This is a genomic window from Vibrio sp. 947 (assembly GCF_033339115.1).
Lineage (GTDB): Bacteria > Pseudomonadota > Gammaproteobacteria > Enterobacterales > Vibrionaceae > Vibrio > Vibrio alginolyticus.
The window spans coordinates 40,794-61,370 of sequence record NZ_JAWOTX010000032.1; the positions used below are offsets into that span (position 1 = coordinate 40,794).

Below are 20,577 nucleotides of genomic sequence, written 5' to 3' on the forward strand. Positions count from 1 at the left end.
AATAGGTCTTCGATTTACAGAATTGTTGAATATCAAATTTACACCATACTACGCATTCAAAAAGTGTAGTTATTATTGCATGCTTGATACTTAATCAAAAAGAATTGTAGTGTAAATATTATCGGGTAGGGATGTAAAAAGCCTCCCGAGTGGGAGGCATTTAGGAATTATTCTTCGTCTTCTGGTTCTAAGTTACGAGCTAGACAATCTTTATCGATGTTGACCCCTTTCTCTATGAGGTCAGCAAAATACTTTGGTGTTCTACCTTTGCCGTTCCAGCGATGTTCTTCGCCTTCATCATCAATATGTAAGTACTTTGGTTTGCGCGGTTTCTTGCCTTCTTTTTTTACCACTTGATCTTGTGACCCAGTGCCAGTCAGGTCGGATTCTGATAACCCTTTGGCTTTCATCATCTCTTTGACTTCTTCAATACTACGTTGTTTTTCTTCCTGGGCTTTGCGTTCTTCTTCTTCTTCAATTTCGCGCTCAAGAATAAGCTCTTCTAAGCGATCTTTCATCGCAATCATCGAAGTTGAATCAGAGCCCTTAAGATACTTACGCATACGTCTGATTCTGCTCATGACACTCAAGAATTCAGCTTGAAAGTCTTCTACCGCTTCTTTTGGATTAGCCACCTTGCTCACCTCTATAGAAAATAATTACTTATGTCCGATAGCGAGTATATAGCAGTAGTAGAAATAATGAAAAGGAAGAGGCTTACTTAAGCCTAGCTTTTGCGTAATCATTAAAAGTTTTGTTACTAAAACTTTTAATGTTTGAAGGTTCAGGTGATGGTTCTTGAGTAGGTTGGTATCCATTGATTGGTGCTATACGCACATTTCTTGGAATTTCATAACTGGCAGTGCGACCGTCTGCCAGTTCGATTGAGGCGCCTTGAAATCGACCAAAGTACTTAGCAAATAGGGACAAGTCATCTGTCATTCCCGCCTCTGTAGCAAGTTGAAAGAACTGCTTTCTTTCGTCAGCAAGTGACATCTTTATGCATTAACTTGCTGCGATGCAATGATACTTTGCAGTACATCTGATGGAAGTTTACTTAACTCTGAAATTTGACTCGCTCGGATCTTTGATTCTTCTTTTCTTGCTTCGTTTTCTTCGATCAAGTCTGCACACCAAGTCTTTACATCATCAGCCGACACCTTTTCCAAAATTCTATTGATGATAGAAGGCTGAGTTAAACCAGTCGCTTGACGGAACTGGTCAACGTTTGACTTAGCTTCTTTAGTAAATTGAAAACTTGTTGAGGTTGAGGACTCTGTACTCATATTAAAAACGCTTTTTATTGAATGTGTGGTTAAGGATACATTTGAAACATAGGTAATTTCAAGATGTAGATGACATACAGAGAGATTTTACCATGTTAGTGAATGACAAGGAGTACAACAGCATCTCAATGAGTTATGTGTGATCTATCGCTTGTTCAGTAATGTCCGATGTAATTGCCAACTATGGCTTGACCAGAAGTTATTGAATTTCATATTACATAGTCGTTGATTTATTTAAAACGCAAGGTGTAGAATTCGAAAGACATGCTTGGTGTAGGAAGTGTTATGTATCAAATTGGAAAAGTATCAACGAAAGAATTAGCTCTCAAATTGGCAGAGAAAAATAATCAACTTACCGTCGAAGAGTTCGAGAAGGCGATCAAGGTTGTCATGAATGATATTGCTGGTGGTATTGAACGTGGTGAAAGAACCGAGATTAGAGGGTTTGGAACATTTTCACCCGTAATATATAAACCTGGTACAAAACGAAATCCACGAACTGGGGATACGCTTTCTACTGGTTACCGCGGCAGAGTGCACTTCAAGCCGGGGAAGGCTCTTAAAGAATCAATCATGTAGTTTACTGGAGATTTAACGTTGAAAATTAATCGTACATTTCTTGATGCAATGTCTATCCTAATTGTACTGACATATATCGAATTAAAGTACACTCACTTCTTTATCGAACAAACACAGCTAACGGATAGCATGGGTTCACTGTGTATCATTGCTCTAATCGTGCCAATTTTGTCGATCTTGTTTCGTATTACAGACCGTTTGAACAAGATTGTTAGAAATGATCCTTTTATTATGTACATCTACGAATCTAAGATTTTAATGAAATGGAAAGGGCAAGAGAATGGTATTGCGCTAGATGATACTGTTCTCGATCTCTTGCATAACGATAGACACGCGTTAGAGAAGCTGATTCAGAAAGGTATCGCTGAAACTGCTAAGGAACTACCTAAATTTCTACCTAGCCCACTTGTAGTGGTTATTACTGAGCTTAAGTTTAGCAACCTTGAACGGGAGGCTTTAGGTGGTGCGATTTGCAACGCTGGTGCTATCGAGATGACTTTTAGTGAAAGTAACGATAGTCGTGACATCGAACTGGCCGCGAAGAATGCAAAAATTAATGATTTGCTCGATAGATAATTGAAACAGCTGGAACTAGAAAGGGTGGCTCAGGCCACCCTTTTTTATATTTAAAACCGACAAAGCTCTCTCATTATATCTACCTCAAAGCTATAGGGTGATCTTCCAGTTCTGGCTATTGCCTCGTAAAGCTTGATGGCCCTTTCAGATCCTTTTAATTTATCAGAGTCAAGAGTGACTTCTTTAAGTGACTCTTTCACATCAGTCAATATTGTGTTGTGTACTTTAAAGGTTAGGGGGTAGCGACGTTCAGCAAACTTATCGATTACCATAATCCCTGACAAAAAAACAAAAAATGCGAAAATTACACCAAGAATGAATTTTCCAATTATTACAGTTGGACTGAGGTATATAACCCACAAATACGCAGCTATACCAATAATCGTACTGATAATTCCCCATACCTTCCAAATTTTTGACATTCTTTTGTGCATGGTATCGTATTCATACCTGAATTGAGACACCTCTAATTGGGTAATAGGAGAGGCAATGTATTCATCAAGAGTTCTTTTAAATATCAATTTTTCTCCTAGAGAACATTTAACCAGCAATGCTGGTGGTTGAGTAAACATATGCTTTCTACCAAGTTGAAAAGTACCTTGTATATTTTCATTCGTCATATTCGCTCGTTGAATGGACTGGGACATTATCTGATCCCATTCACCAAGAATATCCTCAGTTCCATCGGTTTCGTAGGTTATCCCACACCCATTGCAGATAAGCCGTTCACGACCGCATGAATCATTTTCGTACTTAGCTGTTGAACCACAAATGCAATTAGTCATTTTTATTTTTATACGCAGAAATAGCGATAAGAAACACGATAGCTAAAGCACCAACTGGAACAATCCATTGGTATAGCGGAGAGCCTAGCAGAGTTGAATCTAACCAAGGGTTGAGCATAGTGACCTCTCATTGTCGTACAATATTAAAACCAGTACCTTCCTTCTCGGCACGGATGCGGTACGCTTTCATGACTTTCTGCAGGTAAATTAGTTTGTATTTCTTAGTCTTTGAATGGTAATGGCCAACAGCATTCCAAACACTTTGACCGTCTTTCAGCTCATTCAACCTTTGCTTTAGAACGCGGCCAGCAACCTCAAGGTTGAGGCAAACATCATCTTTGAGCTTCTGCCAAGTTACGGCAGGATACTCATGTTTGAACCAATACTCTTCAAACTGAATTGTGTTCACCTGCCCGGGACCGAGATCAAACGAACCATTGGACTCGTTATAAGAAACTGTTCCTTTCTTTCCCCGTTCGACATCAAGAATGGCCATCATCAATGTAGAGTCGAAATCGAGTTTATCAGCTGCTTTCTCTACACACTGCTCAATAACCATTGGTGCAACCGGAGTACCGCGTGCAACGTCATCGAGGGATATATCAATGACCATTCTTGGTTAATCCTAAGTAATGGTTAAAGCCACGGTGTATGAATGCAGGGCCGAGGCCGCACGCAAACCAAATTGTCAAATCAATTTCCTTCATCAATTCAAAGGCGTTACCTGTTACGTTGGAGTTCAATAGGAAGAACGCTACAAATCCACTAGCTAATTGAGGAAGTAGTAGGTACATGATGTCTATGCCGAATAACTTTTTTCGGTCCATCATCATGTAGAGAGCCGCGAAGTGGAACAGGAAAAGGCTTGAGAACAGCAAGCCGTATATCGACTGTGAAAAAATACATAGACAATACAAACCGATAACTGATCCAGTAGCTAGTCGGTCGCGTTTAATTTTTAGGTTTCTGATTTCTTCGTCATTTAAATCTGTCATTTTATTAATACGCTGCGCTTTGAAGTTGCAAGAAGTTTACCAACAACTTAGTATCTACACAAATAAACAGCAGTTGGAGCGTATAAGATGGCTTCTGAATTAAATGCAGGTGAGCGCTTGCAAAATCAGACTAAAAGCGTTGAGGAAACTGACCACTTACTAAGGCAAATTGAAAGTGCAGTATCTGAAACTAAGCGTGAGCAAGCAATACAGTTTTTAAAGGAGCACAAGGTCGCTCTTAGTGCTGCATTGATCATCACTGCCGGTGTTGCTTTGAATACGTCCTCAGTAAAAGACGTTTGGAAATGGATAAAGTTACAGGCTCAGGAAGCAATGGCGACTGGGCAGTTGCTGTCTGAAAACCCGATAGGCGTATTTAGGTCCACTTTCATCGGTTATTCCGGTGACATTGCAGACTATGACCAAAGCAAGTTGATCCCTCTAAAGTTTGATTCCATCACGCTTTATAAGAATGACGCGGTGCGGTTCAAATCTGAATTCATTGTTGAACCAAACGAGCTTCGATTCAGTGATTGTCCATTGATTATCGAGGGCATGCTAGATGGAGCTGATGGCGGTATCTCCGATGGAAACTACCTGACGGTGCTTGCATGTAGCGGCCAGCAATCACGTTTGCTTGAAAATTATCAACTACTCGCTTTCCCTCCCGAAAAGAACCAAATGCTTGCCCCGGCAAGTTACTACCTATACGAAAATACTAAGGCTGAATAATGCAGGATACATTTGACAGTGTGACGGTAATACCTACGAGTGAAGTATCTCTACCATGTCGAGAGTGTGGTGGACATGTTCAGGGTGTGGATGGCGATTGGCTTAACCTCGATGTCGGTAAACCTGAAAAGGGGATAGGTTGGTCATATTCAGTAATGGAATGCCCAAGTTGTGGAACAACATTCATGTTCAATCTCGCGGTAGTAGAGCAACCGTTAGATGATGAAATTGCCATTGATAACTGCCACACGTTTGAATCAGAGCGATTCGTACAGCTCCAGAAAGGTGACATTACGATTCTTGGCCATGAATGGTTCGGGGTAAATTTTCGAAACCCTCTTGGCAACTTTGAATCTCAATCTCAACCCGTTATGGCTGAATATTCTTTTGGCCCACTGAAATCACGTGCTCAGTTAAAAGACTTAGCGCAACAATTTACTGACGCGCTTATTTACCGAGTTCAAGTCGATAAGCTTACCTCTAAGGATTAAACATGAAATTTAAGTCATTATTCGTCGCCTTACTTGCCACCAGTACAATTTTGGGTTGCTCAAGCAAAGTAGATAGCACTGCAGAGGAAAAGCCAGCAGCAACGGTTTCGCCTGCGGTAGAGGCTAAGCTTGAAGAAGTCGCTAAGATTAGCCCAACGATTTCCCGAACTATCAGAATGGTTGGTCTTAAACGTGAAAATGAATGTGGTGTTGCATTCACAGAATCAGAAATCATGAATATTGGTCAAACCAACGCTTACTTTGGTTTCTTCCTTGCTTTAACTCACGTTGTTCCAGATAAAGACTTAGATGCGTTATTCACTACTGCCGAAAAATCGTTTAGCTGTGATAATGCTGAATGGATTAAGAACACGAAAGCGAGCATGGAAAGCTTTTTCTTAGACCGTCAAAAAGAAGAGCAAAGCTGAACGAAGAATAAAAAAGGCACCGAAAGGTGCCTTTTTCGTAAGTTGTTAAATTAGTTACTTACATCCTAAAAATGTTATCCCGCAGAACTGTCCTTGCATTGTTTGGTCCATTGTTATGTAAACCTTGCCCGGTTGGTTACATGCAGCACCTTCTGCTACAGGGAAGCTGTTCACGATAGTTCCACGTGCAGCTGCCCAGTTTCTCATGTAATCACAACTTTGAGGTACTTGTTGGCGCTCTTTAACCCATTTGGTTACTACTTTTGTCCCTGTAGCCCCTCTACTCTGAGTTGTATTAATGACGCGATTTTCAGGTCTAGTTGTGATCAGGGTTGAGCCTGCTTTGTATGACCACGTTCTCACTTGAGTTTGTCTACAGCTTCTAGTTTGTGTGAAGCGAGAACCACTGTTAACTGAACCGGTGCCCGGTGACCAGCCGCTACAGCTGTAAACGCCGGCTGAGTTTGAATATCCAGATACAGAAACTGTGATAGTCCGAGTTTCGTTTATTGTCAGTATTTTGGTGTTGTTCTGCAGAGCACCAACGCTACGGATTTCTCCAGTTACAGCATTCTTCTGCTGCTTCTGCTCAGTTCGTGTTTGATTCTGCTTGTAGCTGCGTGACTGGGTGAAATTGGACGTTTGGTTAACAATTGCTGGATCCCATGACGTATAGGAATGGGCAGCATCAACATTTGTCCACGTACCAAATGCAGAAGCAGTGCTTAACCAAGGGTTTTTAGTGCCTGGAACCGTCCGGTATTTAATGTCATCGATACTTTGTAGTTGAGGGTGAGTTCCAATAACCTCACTACCGACCTTATAAGTCCAAGTACGTGTTTGATCTTGCTGGCAGGTAAATGTTTGGTCAACGGTTAAACCTTCATAAGTTTCAGAGGCTGGTGGTACCCATTCGCCACAGTCATGCAGTTCGCCAGTGTTCACATACGCGTCCACCGATGCTTTCACATCCCTTGATACAGAAGCAGCGCGGTAATCGTATTCAGTAACAGGGTCACCGTGATTGCGGATCTCCCCGACGTTTGTGTCTTTGTCACGGTCTTGTCGTACTCTCGTATACACGTCTTTGTATTTACGAGTTTGCGTAAAGTCGGTCATCTGCTGAGCTAGGGGAGGAAGCCAGTTCTCATAATCCACATTCTGGCCAGAGTCGACCCACGGAGTGTAAGTCGGGTCAAAGACTTCCCAAAAGCGATCATCGATTGAATAGAGGCTAGGGATGTAGACTTCGTATTCTACCTTGCCGATGTCTTGTTTTCTCAATGGCGCCACTTCAAATTGGAGTACACCCATATTGAGTTCTTTTGACATTGGTAAGGTGCCACCTGGTTTAATCACCTTGTTATCTGCCCGAATAGAAAATGCGGCATCGTCAGGTAATCTGATCTCGAAATCATGAACACCGGTTGCGATATTTTCTTGCGCGGTGCGTAATACGTCGGATTTGAAGTAACCAACAGGGCCACCCTTACTGTCTTTTAGCATCCTATCAGATGGCAAAGTAATCGTGCCGTGACTTGCCGCGTTGGATACAAGAGGCAATGAAGCTAGGGTGAGTTGAAGTAATATTGATAAGTTGTTTAGAGAAGCGTTCATAATTGTGGCCAGTTGAAAACCGTCCATCAAATATATCTAATTTGTATGAATGCTATATCGTATAAGTGCCACGATTTATAGGGGGTTATTTAACGCTCGATACTTTCTATACACAAAAAAGGCACGATTAACGTGCCATAAATATGTTATCAATTTACAAGCTTCTAAAGTGGAATTGAACGTCCATTAACAGTAGCTTCGCCGTCAGAAACCTGGATATTAGTTTTGAAGACTCCATCGTTCCCTAACAAAGCAAACCCAGTTCGGCTTGCAGACTGAGCCGCACCTATACCAAACACCTTGTCAATTTCGGCTGCAGGTATCTGAACGTCTAAGTCACCTTTAATCACTGTGATTAGCCCTAGTGGGTTCAGCATTAGGTTAGGCATTTTTCCCTCTGGCAATTCAACATGCAGTTGAGTCGCAATGTTGCCGTTGTCAGTATATGCGACCATTTTATCAATGTTGAATTTCAGACCTGTTTCAAGCAGTCGTGCATACATCTTTTCCATTTTACTTGAAGCGAGGAAGTTTGGTGTGTCCGCTTGCATGACAACCTTCAATTCGTCGCTAAACTCTTCTACTGCACTTGTTTTAACATCATTCACGCTTGTAGTAAGTCCAACATCCTTCCACTGGATCACGCTGTTCTCCAGCTCTTTTGCAATGGCATTGAATGAGAAATGGTACTTTTCATCTTGTATGTAGGTACTTGATGAAAAACCAAGGTTAGTTGCCAACAAATTAATAGCATCGTTGTAATCAAGTTGCTTAAAGCTCGCCAAACTAATCTCTTGGCTACCTTCACAGATAGTCTTGCAATCGGTAAGTGAACCACGCCATTGATAGTTGATGCCCTCTAATTCCATCTTATTGCCAGTATTGCCACTGCTAGTCATTTTAATTGTGTCAGTACTGGTCTTTAGGATAGCGTCGCTACCATCGCTAGTAGATGTGAAATAGACGCGGGTAGGGCTGATCGTCAGTAGTTCACCGTAATTGATGTGATCAGTCATCGCTATGACATCAAAGTCACCATTAAAGCTATGCCTTGTCATAATTTGCCCCGGAATTGGCATGTGCTCCCCTTTAGGGATTTCTAGGTTCAAATTGTCGGCTACCAGCTGAGAAGTATGTTCATCGAACTGTAGATCATGCTTAATTTCGAAAGGGTATGAAAAATATCCAAGTTTATGTATTGCTTCCAGAACAATAGGCTCACCAGATGTTAATTGCTCTCCTAAAACACCTGACGCATTTGGCAAAATCTTTATGACGGTTTTTGCACTACTGTCAGTTAAACCAATAGAGAGCTGGTGGCTTTCTACTGAAATACCATCGATAGATTCCAACTTCGCTATTGTAGATTCGTAACTACTGTTTATAGCCATGTAACCATATGTGCCGGCGCCAAGAATGGCCAAGGCAGTACCTGTTCCTACAAGTAGGATAGTAGTGGATTTTTTCACAATCGTACCTTTTCAAAATTAAGTGCTGCTAGATATTACTACAATTTCAATGTTCAGCGTTATAGAATGAGGTAAATTTAATCAGACTTCTATATCTGTAAAAACTCCGTGATGAAACTTTAGCGTTATGAATTGCATATAGGTTTTATCTAACTAGACAATTTTGTCTATACACGTATGAAAAGAGGGCTCTACCTTGGAAAACGTTCAAGAAAATTCACTCGCAATGTCACAAGAGGACAACGACAAAAAGTGGTATTCATTTAGTAAGCGCAAAGGGGTATTCCTACTTGGTACTCTTGTTGCCGTTTCAGCATTCGGGTTATCGATGCAGCAACCGGGTCCAATCCTAGAAATGGATACGAAAGGTGTTGCTAGTTATGTCCGTTGCTCTGGCAGCTTGATTGCTAATACCGTAGACGAAAATGCTTGCCGCGAATACTTTGAAGGCTACCTTTCTGAGCGTATTAGCAAAACAGACAACTTACCTCGTATTGTTCCACTAGACATTATCGGTGCTACATATCAATCGGCACAGAATGCATTTAAAGAGCAAGGTTTCACGCCACTTAAGGATCTTGAAACTATCACGCAGCATAAAGTGCAGTTGCTGAAATCAGGTAAAGCGATCAGCGCGTCGTCTTAATATGGAATTTGATGTAGTTGGTTTTTTGGCGGGACAGTCATTAATTGTTATAGCTGGCCTTGGGATCGCCTTCCTACTCTTGGTTTTCAATAAGGCAAGGTTAAAGTCGAAAGCTCCCAAATGTCCAAAATGTGGATTGACTATGGTCACCCGTATTGCTTCGAAGGGGAAACACGAAGGCAAACCATTTTGGGGATGTCCTAACCATTTGAAGAATGGATGCACTGGCTTCCGTAAAAAATAACAAGTACCGTCCTCATGAGGGCGGTATTTTTATGGAGAAAATATTGAATATATCGAATTTACAAGTGGGGCTTGGGATCATTGCCCTCGCAACGATGGGATTAATGTTCATGAATCCTATCCTATGTCTAATACTGGCCCTGATAGGCATGGCTGTTATGTTTGCCTGGGAGCAAATAAAAAAATTGCTGAAACTTTCGGTATCACGCGATGACAGACTTAAAGATGCTGATGGGAACCTTGTTGATTACTCATTGAAAAGCGGATTGCTTACGAAAGCTGAAAGAAGCTTTTATGGTGTACTGCAAACTGTGGTACCTGACGAACTGGTAGTAATGAGCAAAGTTCGAATTGCAGATGTGCTTTACGCTACAAAAGGGCTCGATCGTAAAGATTCTGCCCGTCTATTTGCCAAAATTTCCAGTAAGCATTTCGATTTTGTTCTGTGCTTACGTACTGACTTGTCTTATGTAGCTGCAATCGAGCTTGATGACAGTTCACACCAGAAGAAGTCACGAAAGGATAGGGATGAATTTGTTGAACTTGCTTGTAAAAGTGCGGGGTTGCCGCTTTACAGATGTCGCGCACAATATGCTTACCAACCGGATGAATTGAGAAATTATTTGTTCGAGACTTCAACACAACAAAATTGGGATGAATCTAGTGCGAAAGCTTAAGCAATTGTTTTACGTCGCGGTGGCGATAATCACGCTCTATGTAGGATACAAGCTGACACAATACCTGTTTGCTTTGCTGGTGGTAGCTGCCATCGGACTATTCTTATACCTTAAGTTCAAGCCTAAGAAGCAACCTGTATAAGAGTCGTTGTAAATCAACCAAATAAAGAAGTGGCGCAATATTTAGCGCCACTTTCCAATTAAAGTACTCTGATGTATGCTATTCGCATACTGCTTTCAAAATCTTACATCCACCTCCAAACCACGCACACAACATCTTTTGCGGGGGTGTTCTTCTCTGAAAAACTGACATAGCGTTGGGGAAATAAACTCTATTCGTGAAGAGTTAAGCTGAACGTTACAAAAAAATAGGGCCGAAGCCCCATTTTATCGATTGTTTGTATAATTATCGTTGGCACTTATACAGTGCAAAATATGCATTAGGGTCTTTTATCGTGTAGTAGGTGTAACCATGTCCTTCTGGTGAGCATGCTTTGCCAGCTTGAGAGTCGTAAGCACTAGAGTTTACGATGGTATCGCCGTCTTCTCTGGCAAACGATAATTCATAACTCAATTCACCTCTATAAGTGTGATAGCTACCTGTCTTCACGAGTCTTAGTGTTGATTTTGTACCAACTGCAGAACGGTTAGGTGATAGGCTAACTGTTCTGTTTTCTGGTCGTGTAGTAATGACTGTAGAACCATCTTTATATGACCATGTTCTCACTTGCATTTGTGTACAGCCTTGAGTTTGTGTAAAACGAGTACCACTGCTTACAGTGTTTGCTGCAGGTGTCCAAGCACCACAGTTGTAGGCGCTTCCTGAGTTACTCCATCCGCTAACTGAGACAGCAATTGTCCGTTGTTGGTTGACCGTAACCGCTTTAATTGGATATTTGAGTTCACCAACGCTTCTGATTTCTCCAGTAACTGCATTTTTCTGCTGCTTTTGTTCCGTCCGGGTCTGATTCTGTTTGTAACTGCGTGACTGCGTAAAATTGGCCGTCTGAGCGACGATAGGAGGTTCCCAAGAAGATATTTGGTATGGTTCTCCAGTATTTGACCATTCACCGAACGCGGATGCAGTACTTAACCAAGGGTTTTTAGTGCCTGGCACAGTCCGGTATTTGATGTCATCGATACTTTGTAGTTGAGGGTGAGTGCCAATCACATAGCTACCTACCTTATAAGTCCAAGTACGTGTTTGATCTTGCTGGCAGGTAAATGTCTGGTCGACACTCAATCCCTCATAAGTTTCAGAGGCTGGTGGTACCCAATCGCCACAGTCATGCAGTTCACCAGTATTTACATATGCGTCCACCGATGCTTTTACATCTCTTGATTCGGTATTTGGGCGGTAATCGTATTCAGTAACCGGGTCACCATGATTGCGGATCTCCCCGACGTTTGTGTCTTTGTCGCGGTCTTGTCTTTCTCTCGTATAAACATCTTTGTATTTACGAGTTTGAGTAAAGTCTGTCATCTGCTGGGCTAGGGGAGGAAGCCAACTTTCATGCTCAACATTCTGGCCAGAGTCGAGCCACTTTGTGTAAGTCGGATCAAACACCTCCCAAAAGCGGTCATCGATCGAATATAGACTAGGGATATAAACCTCATACTCAACCTTTCCAATGTCCTTTTTCCTTAGTGGAGCTATATCAAGAGACAAAATTCCATTATTTAGGGTTTTCGATGAATTAAAAGTTTCTCCTGGTTTGACTTCTTGACCATCCACTTTAATGGCAAAAAGGGCATTAGCAGGTAGTCGAATTTCGTAATCATGTTCGCCAGTAGCAACGTTATTCTGATCAGTACGTAGAACTTCGGACCTAAAATAACCAATAGACATACCTTTCGAGTTCTGTAGATAGGTATCAGAAGGTAATGTGGTAGAACCTTGATTAGCAGCAAAGCTAGATTGCACGGTGAACAGTGAATAACACAGAATAAAAACGCTTTTGGACCTACTAACTGTAGGAGAGGAATAAAGTTTCATACTGGTTGTCTTGGGCATCCACAGATTGATCGGTCCCATTCAAACACGTTTCTGGACAAAAACAATTTAGAACAATAACTCTAATATTGAAGAGGGTGAGTGATAAATTTGAATATAAATTTAACCATTATGAATAGGGAGGCTTCACCTCCCCTTTAAACAGCAAACTCTAAGCACTAACAGATTGCTTGATTAGATCATAAATTACATCGTCAGCAAACTGAGTTTTAAACTCAACCTTCACTTCTTTACTGATCTGGTTGAACAGTTCTTTAGCGTGCTTGATTTTACGCTTTTCCTCTTTTCTAAGTGTATCTTTTCCTTCAACATTTTTAGTTTCAATGATGAAGTTCAGGTAATCCCCTTCACTGGTCTTAACTACATAAGCAAAGTCAGGAGAGTAGGTATAACCACCTGCTACAGGGATTTTTATTGAGTTTTTAGGGATCTTAGTAAAGACCGATACAGATTCAATTTCACCATCGGTAATATTGAGCTTTTCCAGTTCAGAATCATAAAACACATCTTCAAAGAGGTAGCTGTCCAGTGGTGGTAAAGAATGATCCGAATGTAAACCGAGATCACTTGCTGTAACATCCTTCAGAGCTTGACCTGCTTCATCTGTAAATTTAGTTGGATGTAGGCTGTTGGAAATTATGTTATATCCTAGCCCAAACTTGTTAAATGAGTTATGCAACAAGAATTTACTAAAGCCTGATTTTATCTTTCTGATGGTTTGAATGTTCAAATAATCAGTAATATTAATCGTGCCTTGCACGGCTACAAATGCTTTATGCAGCGTTGATGGTTTGATAAATGCCGTTTGCGATAGGCGATTAACAAACTCTTTGTAGGTCATAGTACAGAACTTGGTGAAGTCATCATCATCACCAAATACTGTTTTTGACATTGCCGTATCATTGCTCACATACACTTTTTCAATACGTGTTTGAACGCCAGTCTTTTTGAACTTCTCAGACTCTTCAAGCAAATAGGTAGTGAAGAGTTTTAGGAAATCATTCTCGCTAGCGATCTTATACTCTAATACTGCCTTTTGATTGATCATTTCCCACAGTTGCTTTAGCTCATCAAACTTACCAACTCGCATTTTGGAACGAGTTTTCCCCTCTGTGGCAACTTTGATTTTTCCGCTCTTAACACCTCTAGGGAAAGCGTTAGGATACGCCTCTTTTAACTGCGTATAAGCCGTTGCGCCGAGTAAGTTTTTACTTTTGTCGATGATCCCTTTTCCAAGTAAGTCCATCATCAAATCCAAAGCCTCAAGATCAGAGTATTTAGATAAGATTTTATCCTCAAGCTCTTGAGTTAACTTAGATGGGACAGTCTCTTTGAATGATGTTTCATTCACTTCTTGAACTAGAGAGGCAACAAAATCTTTCTCAGTAAAATCTACGAAGTAGTTCAGCCTAAACTCACCATTCACACGAGCCATATATTCATTCACTGGCAAACGTAAGCCTCGACCCACTTCTTGAAGCTTTGATGTTGTACTGCCACTTGAACGTAACTTACAAAGGGTGAAGATATTTGGGTTGTCCCAACCCTCTCTAAGCGTCCACTTCGAAAAAATGAATCGTCTAGGGTTATCTAAAGACAAAAGCAGTTCTTTATCGTGCAAAATTTCATTAATCTCTTGCTCGATTTTTTCGTCTTTATCACTGTTATCCTTCGAGAAATAACCACCGTGAACACTACTTATATCAGCAATAGTTCTTTCCAAATACCGCTTGTAGAACTCATCTTTTTCGGTTTTTAGTAGTGCCTTAGCTTCAGCCAAAGTCCACTCTTCAAACTTGGTTTTCAAGCTTCCAGAGATGTTATTTCCGTCACGATAACCCTCGATGTCATCTATGAAAAACAGAGTCAGAGGTTTGATTCGTGGGCGCTGTGTGAGCATTTCTCTCTCAACTTTGAAATGCTCTTTAATCGCCCTACGCATCATATTATCTTCGAGCGTATCTGAGTATGAGTATGGGTTAATAGATTCATTAACTTTTAGCTCAACACCATTACTCAGAACGATCATTTTTGTGTTCATCGACTCAATGTATAGGTCGTGAATTTCAGTGTGAGCCTTGGCTAATGATTCACCTTTACCAACTTTGATGGTGCTCTTTGAACCGTTTTCATTTAACTCAAAGCTTGCCTCTTTTGTGGTCGATTTTTTGAGCGTCAAACTAGCAACATCATCACCAACCATCTCCTCAATAAAGGTATTAATGCCTTTAACGAGATCATCATTAAATGCATCAACAGCCGTTAAACGATAGACAAGATTTTCGTAATCCTCATTAAACGTTGCGCCATAGCGGATGATGCTTTGAGCATTAAACTTTTCAATGTTATTCCACGTTGTCTTTGCTTTAGGAAACTTATGCGGCTCATCAATGATAACGAACGGCTTTACAGCACCAATTGCTTCAATCGGTGTGTTATACCTGTTATCCAATAAGCCACGGTCATATACTTCCGTCAAAGATGGGGAGTTAACCATTCCTGAGTTAATCACCATTACGTGAATGTATTTTTTGTTGTAGTTATTTGCTTCTACAAAATCGTGAATCGCTTGAGGCATAAACGATTTGGTGTTTTTCTTAGATGATTTTTTACTTTCAACAACATACGTTTTAAGTTCACGCTCTGTCTCTCTAAAGTGTTCTTTGAGCGCATCACTTTTAAGAAAGTTCACCGTACCAGCTTTGATCGAAAGCGTTGGTACAATGATGATAAATTTGTTGATACCAAAAGCTTTGTTCAACTCGAACATCGTTTTGGTATAGGTGTAAGTCTTACCTGTACCAGTTTCCATCGAGACATCAATCACATTGCTATTTTCGTTGTAATGCTCTTTGCTGTGCTCGATAGCATTAAACTCGTGGATAGCCTTTATGTTTGAGCGTTGTTGTGGCTTGGTGATAACGAGTTCTGGATTCGCTAAAAGCCTAACACTTTGATCGTCATCGAATTGTGGCTCTGCACCGATAAACATATTGAGAACTGCATCAACACCAGCTTTTTGGTGTGGCAGATTCTTTTCAAAAGTGAATCCTTTGCTCATTAGTTACGTACCACCACATCAATCTCGATAGATTTCTTATTTGCATAGCTCTTCAGTGCTTCGTTCAACTCCAACTGCTTAACGCTGTCAAAGTTGTTGGCGTAATAAACAATCTTGTTTGGGTCAAAATCTTTGTCATCCGTATCATCAAGTTTGTGAAGTAAAGCTTTGAGCGCATTGCTGCTAAAGTCTGGAGCAATCATATACAAGCGTCTATCACACAGGTGTGCCGTGTATCCATCGAGGTCAATATCGTAAATAGGAGCCGTTAACTCACTGCCATCATACAAAGCCCAAGTCGTGAGTAACGTTTGATACTGCTCATCAGTCAAAAGAACATCATTGAACATAGTAAGATTGGACAAGGTTAGTTCCTTGTCATCTTCTTCAATACGGAAATCATTAACAATTTCAAAGAGCTTAAAACCCAAGTCTCCTTTATAGTCAGTGTTCTGCTCCCCTAACTTCTTGGCGGCTTCACTAATCCGTTGTTTCGTTATCTCGAAAATCGTCCTAAACCCAGCTTTATATGCTCCCTTTTTGGGATCGGTAGGTTCCTCTAATTGAACAGATATTACACGCCTATCTTTCTTATCCTCGATATTCGACAAGTACACTGAATGTGCAGTTGTACCTGAACCAGCAAAGAAATCTAAAACCACATCGCCACTATCAGTACTCATTCGAATCAAATCTTTGATCAACTGAGTTGGCTTAGAGTGTTCAAATATTTTAGGTCCTAGCAAGGATGCGATCTCTTTTGTCCCATCAGAGTTCAAGCCATTAGAATCCCACCACGAACCAGCTTTAGTTCGTTGGCTAACCCTTTCTGATAGATATTTTTTTTGTATAGGAGCTGCGTTACCAGTTTTACCAAAAATAATTCTACCATCAGTAATTCTGCGCTTAACCTCCTCTTCATTGAACACCCAATAACGACCAGATGGTGGCAAATATGTTTTACCTGTTTTTTCATTAATAATTGGGAAATGTGGACCTTCGTGATTGGCAGATAAATCACTCGTAGTCCAAGGTCCACGGGGATCATTATCTGGATTGGAGTATGTCTTATCTATATACTCTTGTGTAAATGGCACACCTGCTATTGCTGCTTCTAAATTTGCACGACCATAAGCTAAGATGTAATCATGAACAGGAGGAATGTACCCCACATTATTTCCATTAGTTTTTTTCTTCCAGATGATAGTCCCTAAGAAATTCGACTCTCCAAACACTTCATCACAAATGAGTCTCAATTGATTAACCTCATTGTCATCTATAGAGATAAAAATCACTCCATCCTCTTGCAGAAACTCTTTAGCGACATATAGTCTTGGGTACATAAAAGTTAACCAAGCACTATGGCTACTAGACCCTTGATCTGCAAAACTCAAAATACGTTCGGCTTCATCTATATCAAGCCCTGCCAACTCTGCAAGCTGTTCTTTGGTAAATTTACGGTCATCATTATAGACGAAACCATCTAATCCAGTGTTGTATGGTGGGTCAATGTAGATCATCTTGACCTTTTCGCTGTAGGCATTAACCAAATGCTTCAACACTTCGAGATTGTCACCTTTGATAAGCAAGTTTTTACTGTCTTTATGTTGCTCTTGAGCGTTGTGCTCTACATCTGCGTGAATCAAAGTTTTAGGTGGTAAATTCGCCAACAAACGAGAGTATGATTTACCTAACCAGTTCAACGAATAGCTTTCTTTTGAGAGTTCAACTTCACTGTCATTGACCACTTCAAGCATTCGCTCTTGAATGAAATTACCATCACGATCAAAGCAATTTGGGAAGTGTTTCTTGAGAATCGCAAGCTGCTTGCTATTGGCTGTCTCAACGTTTGAATATACTGTCTCTTCTTTAATGTTCATCTTTGTTCCAAATTCAATGATTTGTGATTAATCGTTGTCTGATTTAGCTGTAATTTTAATAGATGCTTCTGTAAGCCCAATACGCAACAACTCAGCGATAGCACCGTCTAAGCTCTTGAAGATACGAGCCTCATAAGGCTTCCTTGAACTACTCAATACAAGCGGCTCACCATTCCAATCCATACCGTTAAGTACGACCGTGTATTCACCTTTGCAGCCCACAACATGCGCCTGATCTAGAATGCCACTCTTAACTCTTTCTTTCGCCATAGAGCTAAGAATGCAGTTTCCACCATTTAACCCTGAAATCATTCTGACTCACTCAATAATCGTTTTTGCCACAATATCAAATATCGTAGCAAAACTGTAGTGTTGTATCAGATTTCGACAAATAAGTATTTATGCAAAATAGGGAAACTTACTACTTCACTGGTAGGGCTTTGGTGAAACTAATAATGGGGCAGAACTTTCTTAGAGCCATAACATCCGTAATCAAAAAAGGCAGCGTACCGATTGGAGAACGCCGCCTTATAATATGACAGTTTAATACTTAGTATGAATCTCTATTACTTGTATGAAACTTTATTCTACTCACACACTAACCATCATTAACCTCATTGCCCGAACCAATTGCGAATGAGATCGTAAATGATAATTGATTTCATTGATCTTATTTTATACAGCTTTTTAACCCTACTTATTGCATATAACGTAACTACGATTGCTTGAATTGACCTTTGTTAATCAAAAACCTTTATCTTTACTTGCTCTGTTTTCACGATTATAGTTTCTACATGATTCATGTAAATTTTGATTTTGTGTAAATATGGCTATGGATTTTGAATTTTTAAACTTCACAGATAACTTGCCTGAGTCTTGGCAGTCTGAGTTTAAGTTTGACCCTAAACAGAACTACGATGGCACCTTGCGGATTTGGCTTAACGATCGGACATACAGCTTTAAGGTTGATTTCAAGCGAATCCATAGAAAAGACACATTACGTAGCGTGAAAGCTAATAACCTTATTGATGATCGCTTTGTTTTAGTCACTAATGCCCTTACAGATTTCTTAAAAGAAGAGTGTGTGAACATGGGGATTAATTTTATTGATGAAGCGGGAAATGTGAGGATAGTGTCTGATGACCTATATATCTTCATCTCTAAGCCAAATGTAAGTGCAGGGATAACAAAGCAACCGGTAGTAATGACAGAAGGTATCGTAAAATGTGTCTTCGCATTGATTTGTGAGCCTTTATTATTAAGCAAAACCTATGAGTCAATTGCTCAGAAAGCAGGTATCTCAGTCAGCATGGCAAACAAAGCCATCAAGTTCTTAATAGAAAAAAATTACATACCAAAGGATAAAGTCAAACGTCGATTTTTCGATGAAAACACTCTTATGTATGACTGGTTGTTGAGCTATTACAAACATATTGGGTCTAAGCAAAGAACAATTCCTTGTCCACCTCCTTTAGATTGGAAATCAATTGAGTTACCTGACGGTGCTATTTGGGGTGGTGAGACTGCAGCAGCAGAGCTCACAGACTATCTTCATCCACAATCGCTTTTTCTATATTCGAATAGTCAAGTTTATGGTTATGAGTTCAATAAATCAGATTCAAATGCGCCTCGATTACAGGTTTGTCGCCCTTTTTGGGGGAATGGATTGACGATAACTGATAAGGGTAGAGCATTACTTACCATTGCTGAGTTGCTTGCAACTCAAGACGGCCGGAATAGGGAAGTTGCGGAGATTATTAATGACAAGTACTTACACCTTAAAACACTCCCTTAACCAAGAGTTTATAGAAGCTTTATCGTATGTTGTTAAAGTTACTAATGCATTAGACATCCCGTACTTTATTGCAGGTGCAACCGCAAGAGACATCGTTATGCATGGAATTTTTGGACACGCACCTGGTAGAGCTACAGCAGATATTGATACAGCAATCTTTGTTAACACTTGGGTCCAGTTCGAAGACATTAAGACTTCATTAATAAGTTCTGGTTTGATAGAAACTGATTTGGTTCATCGTTTACGAGAGCCTAAATCGGGGTATCCAGTAGATATTCTTCCATTCGGTGACTTAGAAGACGATGAACGACGCATACAGTGGCCACCTAAACACGAAGAAACCATGTCCGTAATTGGCTTCAAAGAGGCGTTTGAATCTTCTATAAAGGTTGTTATTGATGGTTTGACATTCAATGTTGCGTCTTTGCCGGGCATTGCGTTGATGAAACTCATAGCCTGGGGAGAGCGCGGAAATGAAAATTCAAAGGACGCGAGTGATTTTTTTCTTTTGATGAACAAGTATCAACTAATTCATCAAGATCGCCTTTGGGAAAGTTATGTTCCACAAGATTTCGATTGGAACGTTGAATTGGTAACAGCTTTCTTGTTGGGGTTTGATGTGCGAGACATTTTGAAGGAAGAATCAGAAGAGGTTCTGCTGGACATTAAAAATAAACATCAAGATCGGTTGATTACAGGCATGGTAAAAGGGCATGGAACTGTCGATATTGATGCTTTAGAAAAACAACTAGAAGCATTTTGGCGCGGTGTATTCGATGAAAGACAGCGAGAGCAAGGCGATTAGGAAAGTGAATATTTTTAAGTTTAGACCGCTGACCTTTGGGTACAGCTTTATTCTGGCAACAACCGTTTTTAATTTTATTACTTATAATTCGGTAATGCATTGGCAAACTATAGCTGGTGGTATTGCATGCGGATTGCCAATAGTAACTGCCTTTATGCATAGTCGGAAAATGGCACTTGTGTTGTGGGTAACTTCATTAGCTATTTTTGCCTTTATTCTGAGTGGTTATATTGACAATTTTCAGGTTAATAGATTGTTTTTCATAGCAATGACCGCAGGGGTTTTGTTAGGTTTCATTCCAGCTTATAAATTCAACAAGCCTAAGAGTTATTTGTTTTTTGCAAGCTGTTTAAAAATGGATGGATACGATGAAAAAGCAGAACAACTAATGGCGCGTTATCGTGGAGAATAATATTGATTGAATTATTGCTACCCGACATGTAAGGTTGTCGGTGTTAGTCAATGCTTAAGTTTCTTGAGCCTATATAGGACGGGAGC

General features: G+C 40.4%; 24 protein-coding genes. 11 read left to right on the forward strand and 13 right to left on the reverse strand.

Annotated elements, in window-relative coordinates; genetic code table 11:
* Positions 1-167: 167 nt before the first annotated feature.
* The 3 genes from R7Q39_RS25990 to R7Q39_RS26000 form a co-directional block, all read right to left on the reverse strand.
* On the reverse strand, positions 168-635 hold the full coding sequence (locus R7Q39_RS25990; RefSeq protein WP_053409928.1) for an H-NS family nucleoid-associated regulatory protein: 468 nt from the start codon (positions 633-635) through the stop codon (positions 168-170).
* An 82-nt stretch (positions 636-717) separates the two neighbouring features.
* Complete coding sequence (locus R7Q39_RS25995) at positions 718-996, reverse strand: hypothetical protein (RefSeq protein WP_053409929.1); 279 nt, start codon at positions 994-996, stop codon at positions 718-720.
* A 2-nt stretch (positions 997-998) separates the two neighbouring features.
* Positions 999-1,286: a hypothetical protein gene (locus R7Q39_RS26000; protein ID WP_053409930.1), complete on the reverse strand. Its 288-nt coding sequence runs from the start codon at positions 1,284-1,286 to the stop codon at positions 999-1,001.
* A gap of 285 nt (positions 1,287-1,571) precedes the next feature.
* On the opposite strand from R7Q39_RS26000, the gene R7Q39_RS26005 reads away from it, so the two are divergent.
* Complete coding sequence (locus R7Q39_RS26005) at positions 1,572-1,865, forward strand: HU family DNA-binding protein (RefSeq protein WP_053409931.1); 294 nt, start codon at positions 1,572-1,574, stop codon at positions 1,863-1,865.
* An 18-nt stretch (positions 1,866-1,883) separates the two neighbouring features.
* The gene (locus R7Q39_RS26010) at positions 1,884-2,441 is read left to right on the forward strand and encodes a hypothetical protein (RefSeq protein WP_053409932.1); all 558 of its coding nucleotides are present in this window, start codon (positions 1,884-1,886) and stop codon (positions 2,439-2,441) included.
* 50 nt (positions 2,442-2,491) lie between these two features.
* Here R7Q39_RS26010 and R7Q39_RS26015 read toward each other — a convergent pair whose 3' ends face one another.
* Genes R7Q39_RS26015 through R7Q39_RS26030 form a run of 4 tightly spaced genes read right to left on the reverse strand, consistent with a single transcriptional unit; the run spans position 2,492 to position 4,221 of the window.
* Complete coding sequence (locus R7Q39_RS26015) at positions 2,492-3,226, reverse strand: hypothetical protein (protein WP_318077060.1); 735 nt, start codon at positions 3,224-3,226, stop codon at positions 2,492-2,494.
* On the reverse strand, positions 3,219-3,344 hold the full coding sequence (locus R7Q39_RS26020; protein WP_258520374.1) for a hypothetical protein: 126 nt from the start codon (positions 3,342-3,344) through the stop codon (positions 3,219-3,221). The genes R7Q39_RS26015 and R7Q39_RS26020 overlap by 8 nt, the downstream gene beginning before the upstream one ends.
* A gap of 9 nt (positions 3,345-3,353) precedes the next feature.
* Positions 3,354-3,839 (reverse strand): lytic transglycosylase domain-containing protein, encoded by a 486-nt coding sequence (locus R7Q39_RS26025; protein WP_053410867.1) that lies wholly within the window; start codon positions 3,837-3,839, stop codon positions 3,354-3,356.
* On the reverse strand, positions 3,829-4,221 hold the full coding sequence (locus R7Q39_RS26030) for a hypothetical protein (protein WP_053410868.1): 393 nt from the start codon (positions 4,219-4,221) through the stop codon (positions 3,829-3,831). Before R7Q39_RS26030 ends, R7Q39_RS26025 begins: the two co-directional genes overlap by 11 nt.
* A gap of 87 nt (positions 4,222-4,308) precedes the next feature.
* Here R7Q39_RS26030 and R7Q39_RS26035 point away from each other — a divergent pair, with 87 nt between their 5' ends.
* Genes R7Q39_RS26035 through R7Q39_RS26045 form a run of 3 tightly spaced genes read left to right on the forward strand, consistent with a single transcriptional unit; the run spans position 4,309 to position 5,872 of the window.
* Positions 4,309-4,953, forward strand: a complete 645-nt coding sequence (locus tag R7Q39_RS26035; protein ID WP_053410869.1) for a hypothetical protein — start codon at positions 4,309-4,311, stop codon at positions 4,951-4,953.
* Positions 4,953-5,444 (forward strand): hypothetical protein, encoded by a 492-nt coding sequence (locus tag R7Q39_RS26040; RefSeq protein WP_157052410.1) that lies wholly within the window; start codon positions 4,953-4,955, stop codon positions 5,442-5,444. Before R7Q39_RS26035 ends, R7Q39_RS26040 begins: the two co-directional genes overlap by 1 nt.
* 2 nt (positions 5,445-5,446) lie before the next feature.
* Complete coding sequence (locus R7Q39_RS26045) at positions 5,447-5,872, forward strand: hypothetical protein (RefSeq protein ID WP_053410871.1); 426 nt, start codon at positions 5,447-5,449, stop codon at positions 5,870-5,872.
* A 54-nt stretch (positions 5,873-5,926) separates the two neighbouring features.
* Here the strand turns inward: R7Q39_RS26045 and R7Q39_RS26050 are convergent, their stop codons facing one another.
* Positions 5,927-7,489 (reverse strand): hypothetical protein, encoded by a 1,563-nt coding sequence (locus R7Q39_RS26050; protein WP_276404783.1) that lies wholly within the window; start codon positions 7,487-7,489, stop codon positions 5,927-5,929.
* A 164-nt stretch (positions 7,490-7,653) separates the two neighbouring features.
* Complete coding sequence (locus R7Q39_RS26055; RefSeq protein WP_053410874.1) at positions 7,654-8,958, reverse strand: DUF945 family protein; 1,305 nt, start codon at positions 8,956-8,958, stop codon at positions 7,654-7,656.
* 196 nt (positions 8,959-9,154) lie between these two features.
* On the opposite strand from R7Q39_RS26055, the gene R7Q39_RS26060 reads away from it, so the two are divergent.
* The 3 genes from R7Q39_RS26060 (at position 9,155) to R7Q39_RS26070 (ending at position 10,666) form a co-directional block, all read left to right on the forward strand.
* Positions 9,155-9,604, forward strand: coding sequence for a hypothetical protein (locus R7Q39_RS26060; protein WP_053410875.1), 450 nt, complete (start codon positions 9,155-9,157; stop codon positions 9,602-9,604).
* 215 nt (positions 9,605-9,819) lie between these two features.
* Positions 9,820-10,524: a DUF2726 domain-containing protein gene (locus tag R7Q39_RS26065; RefSeq protein ID WP_053410877.1), complete on the forward strand. Its 705-nt coding sequence runs from the start codon at positions 9,820-9,822 to the stop codon at positions 10,522-10,524.
* The gene (locus R7Q39_RS26070) at positions 10,511-10,666 is read left to right on the forward strand and encodes a hypothetical protein (protein ID WP_318077061.1); all 156 of its coding nucleotides are present in this window, start codon (positions 10,511-10,513) and stop codon (positions 10,664-10,666) included. The genes R7Q39_RS26065 and R7Q39_RS26070 overlap by 14 nt, the downstream gene beginning before the upstream one ends.
* A 264-nt stretch (positions 10,667-10,930) precedes the next feature.
* On the opposite strand, the gene R7Q39_RS26075 is transcribed toward R7Q39_RS26070, so the two are convergent.
* From R7Q39_RS26075 to R7Q39_RS26090, 4 genes are all read right to left on the reverse strand, one after another.
* Positions 10,931-12,373: a hypothetical protein gene (locus tag R7Q39_RS26075; RefSeq protein WP_225478257.1), complete on the reverse strand. Its 1,443-nt coding sequence runs from the start codon at positions 12,371-12,373 to the stop codon at positions 10,931-10,933.
* Between the two features lie 316 nt (positions 12,374-12,689).
* Positions 12,690-15,599 carry a type III restriction-modification system endonuclease gene (locus R7Q39_RS26080; RefSeq protein WP_053410879.1) on the reverse strand — a complete coding sequence of 970 codons (2,910 nt, stop codon included), beginning with the start codon at positions 15,597-15,599 and terminating at the stop codon, positions 12,690-12,692.
* Entirely contained in the window at positions 15,599-17,479 is a 1,881-nt protein-coding gene (locus R7Q39_RS26085; protein WP_072161413.1) for a site-specific DNA-methyltransferase, read from the reverse strand. Before R7Q39_RS26085 ends, R7Q39_RS26080 begins: the two co-directional genes overlap by 1 nt.
* A 27-nt stretch (positions 17,480-17,506) precedes the next feature.
* Complete coding sequence (locus R7Q39_RS26090) at positions 17,507-17,791, reverse strand: hypothetical protein (protein ID WP_245639084.1); 285 nt, start codon at positions 17,789-17,791, stop codon at positions 17,507-17,509.
* A gap of 520 nt (positions 17,792-18,311) precedes the next feature.
* On the opposite strand from R7Q39_RS26090, the gene R7Q39_RS26095 reads away from it, so the two are divergent.
* From R7Q39_RS26095 to R7Q39_RS26105, 3 genes are read left to right on the forward strand one after another with little or no spacing between them, the layout of a single operon-like run.
* The gene (locus tag R7Q39_RS26095; RefSeq protein WP_053410895.1) at positions 18,312-19,274 is read left to right on the forward strand and encodes a type IV toxin-antitoxin system AbiEi family antitoxin; all 963 of its coding nucleotides are present in this window, start codon (positions 18,312-18,314) and stop codon (positions 19,272-19,274) included.
* Positions 19,240-20,079, forward strand: a complete 840-nt coding sequence (locus R7Q39_RS26100; protein WP_225478254.1) for a hypothetical protein — start codon at positions 19,240-19,242, stop codon at positions 20,077-20,079. Before R7Q39_RS26095 ends, R7Q39_RS26100 begins: the two co-directional genes overlap by 35 nt.
* Positions 20,051-20,491: a hypothetical protein gene (locus tag R7Q39_RS26105; RefSeq protein ID WP_053410882.1), complete on the forward strand. Its 441-nt coding sequence runs from the start codon at positions 20,051-20,053 to the stop codon at positions 20,489-20,491. Before R7Q39_RS26100 ends, R7Q39_RS26105 begins: the two co-directional genes overlap by 29 nt.
* Positions 20,492-20,577: the final 86 nt, after the last annotated feature.

Excerpts from the sequence above, each read along its gene's own strand:
- R7Q39_RS25995 (WP_053409929.1), bottom strand. The coding sequence starts at position 996 with ATGTCACTTGCTGACGAAAGAAAGCAGTTCTTTCAACTTGCTACAGAG.
- R7Q39_RS26000 (WP_053409930.1), bottom strand. The coding sequence starts at position 1,286 with ATGAGTACAGAGTCCTCAACCTCAACAAGTTTTCAATTTACTAAAGAA.
- R7Q39_RS26005 (WP_053409931.1), top strand. The coding sequence starts at position 1,572 with ATGTATCAAATTGGAAAAGTATCAACGAAAGAATTAGCTCTCAAATTG.
- R7Q39_RS26015 (WP_318077060.1), bottom strand. The coding sequence starts at position 3,226 with ATGACTAATTGCATTTGTGGTTCAACAGCTAAGTACGAAAATGATTCA.
- R7Q39_RS26020 (WP_258520374.1), bottom strand. The coding sequence starts at position 3,344 with ATGCTCAACCCTTGGTTAGATTCAACTCTGCTAGGCTCTCCGCTATAC.
- R7Q39_RS26025 (WP_053410867.1), bottom strand. The coding sequence starts at position 3,839 with ATGGTCATTGATATATCCCTCGATGACGTTGCACGCGGTACTCCGGTT.
- R7Q39_RS26030 (WP_053410868.1), bottom strand. The coding sequence starts at position 4,221 with ATGACAGATTTAAATGACGAAGAAATCAGAAACCTAAAAATTAAACGC.
- R7Q39_RS26035 (WP_053410869.1), top strand. The coding sequence starts at position 4,309 with ATGGCTTCTGAATTAAATGCAGGTGAGCGCTTGCAAAATCAGACTAAA.
- R7Q39_RS26040 (WP_157052410.1), top strand. The coding sequence starts at position 4,953 with ATGCAGGATACATTTGACAGTGTGACGGTAATACCTACGAGTGAAGTA.
- R7Q39_RS26045 (WP_053410871.1), top strand. The coding sequence starts at position 5,447 with ATGAAATTTAAGTCATTATTCGTCGCCTTACTTGCCACCAGTACAATT.
- R7Q39_RS26050 (WP_276404783.1), bottom strand. The coding sequence starts at position 7,489 with ATGAACGCTTCTCTAAACAACTTATCAATATTACTTCAACTCACCCTA.
- R7Q39_RS26065 (WP_053410877.1), top strand. The coding sequence starts at position 9,820 with ATGGATGCACTGGCTTCCGTAAAAAATAACAAGTACCGTCCTCATGAG.
- R7Q39_RS26075 (WP_225478257.1), bottom strand. The coding sequence starts at position 12,373 with ATGTCTATTGGTTATTTTAGGTCCGAAGTTCTACGTACTGATCAGAAT.
- R7Q39_RS26080 (WP_053410879.1), bottom strand. The coding sequence starts at position 15,599 with ATGAGCAAAGGATTCACTTTTGAAAAGAATCTGCCACACCAAAAAGCT.
- R7Q39_RS26085 (WP_072161413.1), bottom strand. The coding sequence starts at position 17,479 with ATGAACATTAAAGAAGAGACAGTATATTCAAACGTTGAGACAGCCAAT.
- R7Q39_RS26090 (WP_245639084.1), bottom strand. The coding sequence starts at position 17,791 with ATGATTTCAGGGTTAAATGGTGGAAACTGCATTCTTAGCTCTATGGCG.
- R7Q39_RS26095 (WP_053410895.1), top strand. The coding sequence starts at position 18,312 with ATGGATTTTGAATTTTTAAACTTCACAGATAACTTGCCTGAGTCTTGG.
- R7Q39_RS26100 (WP_225478254.1), top strand. The coding sequence starts at position 19,240 with ATGACAAGTACTTACACCTTAAAACACTCCCTTAACCAAGAGTTTATA.
- R7Q39_RS26105 (WP_053410882.1), top strand. The coding sequence starts at position 20,051 with ATGAAAGACAGCGAGAGCAAGGCGATTAGGAAAGTGAATATTTTTAAG.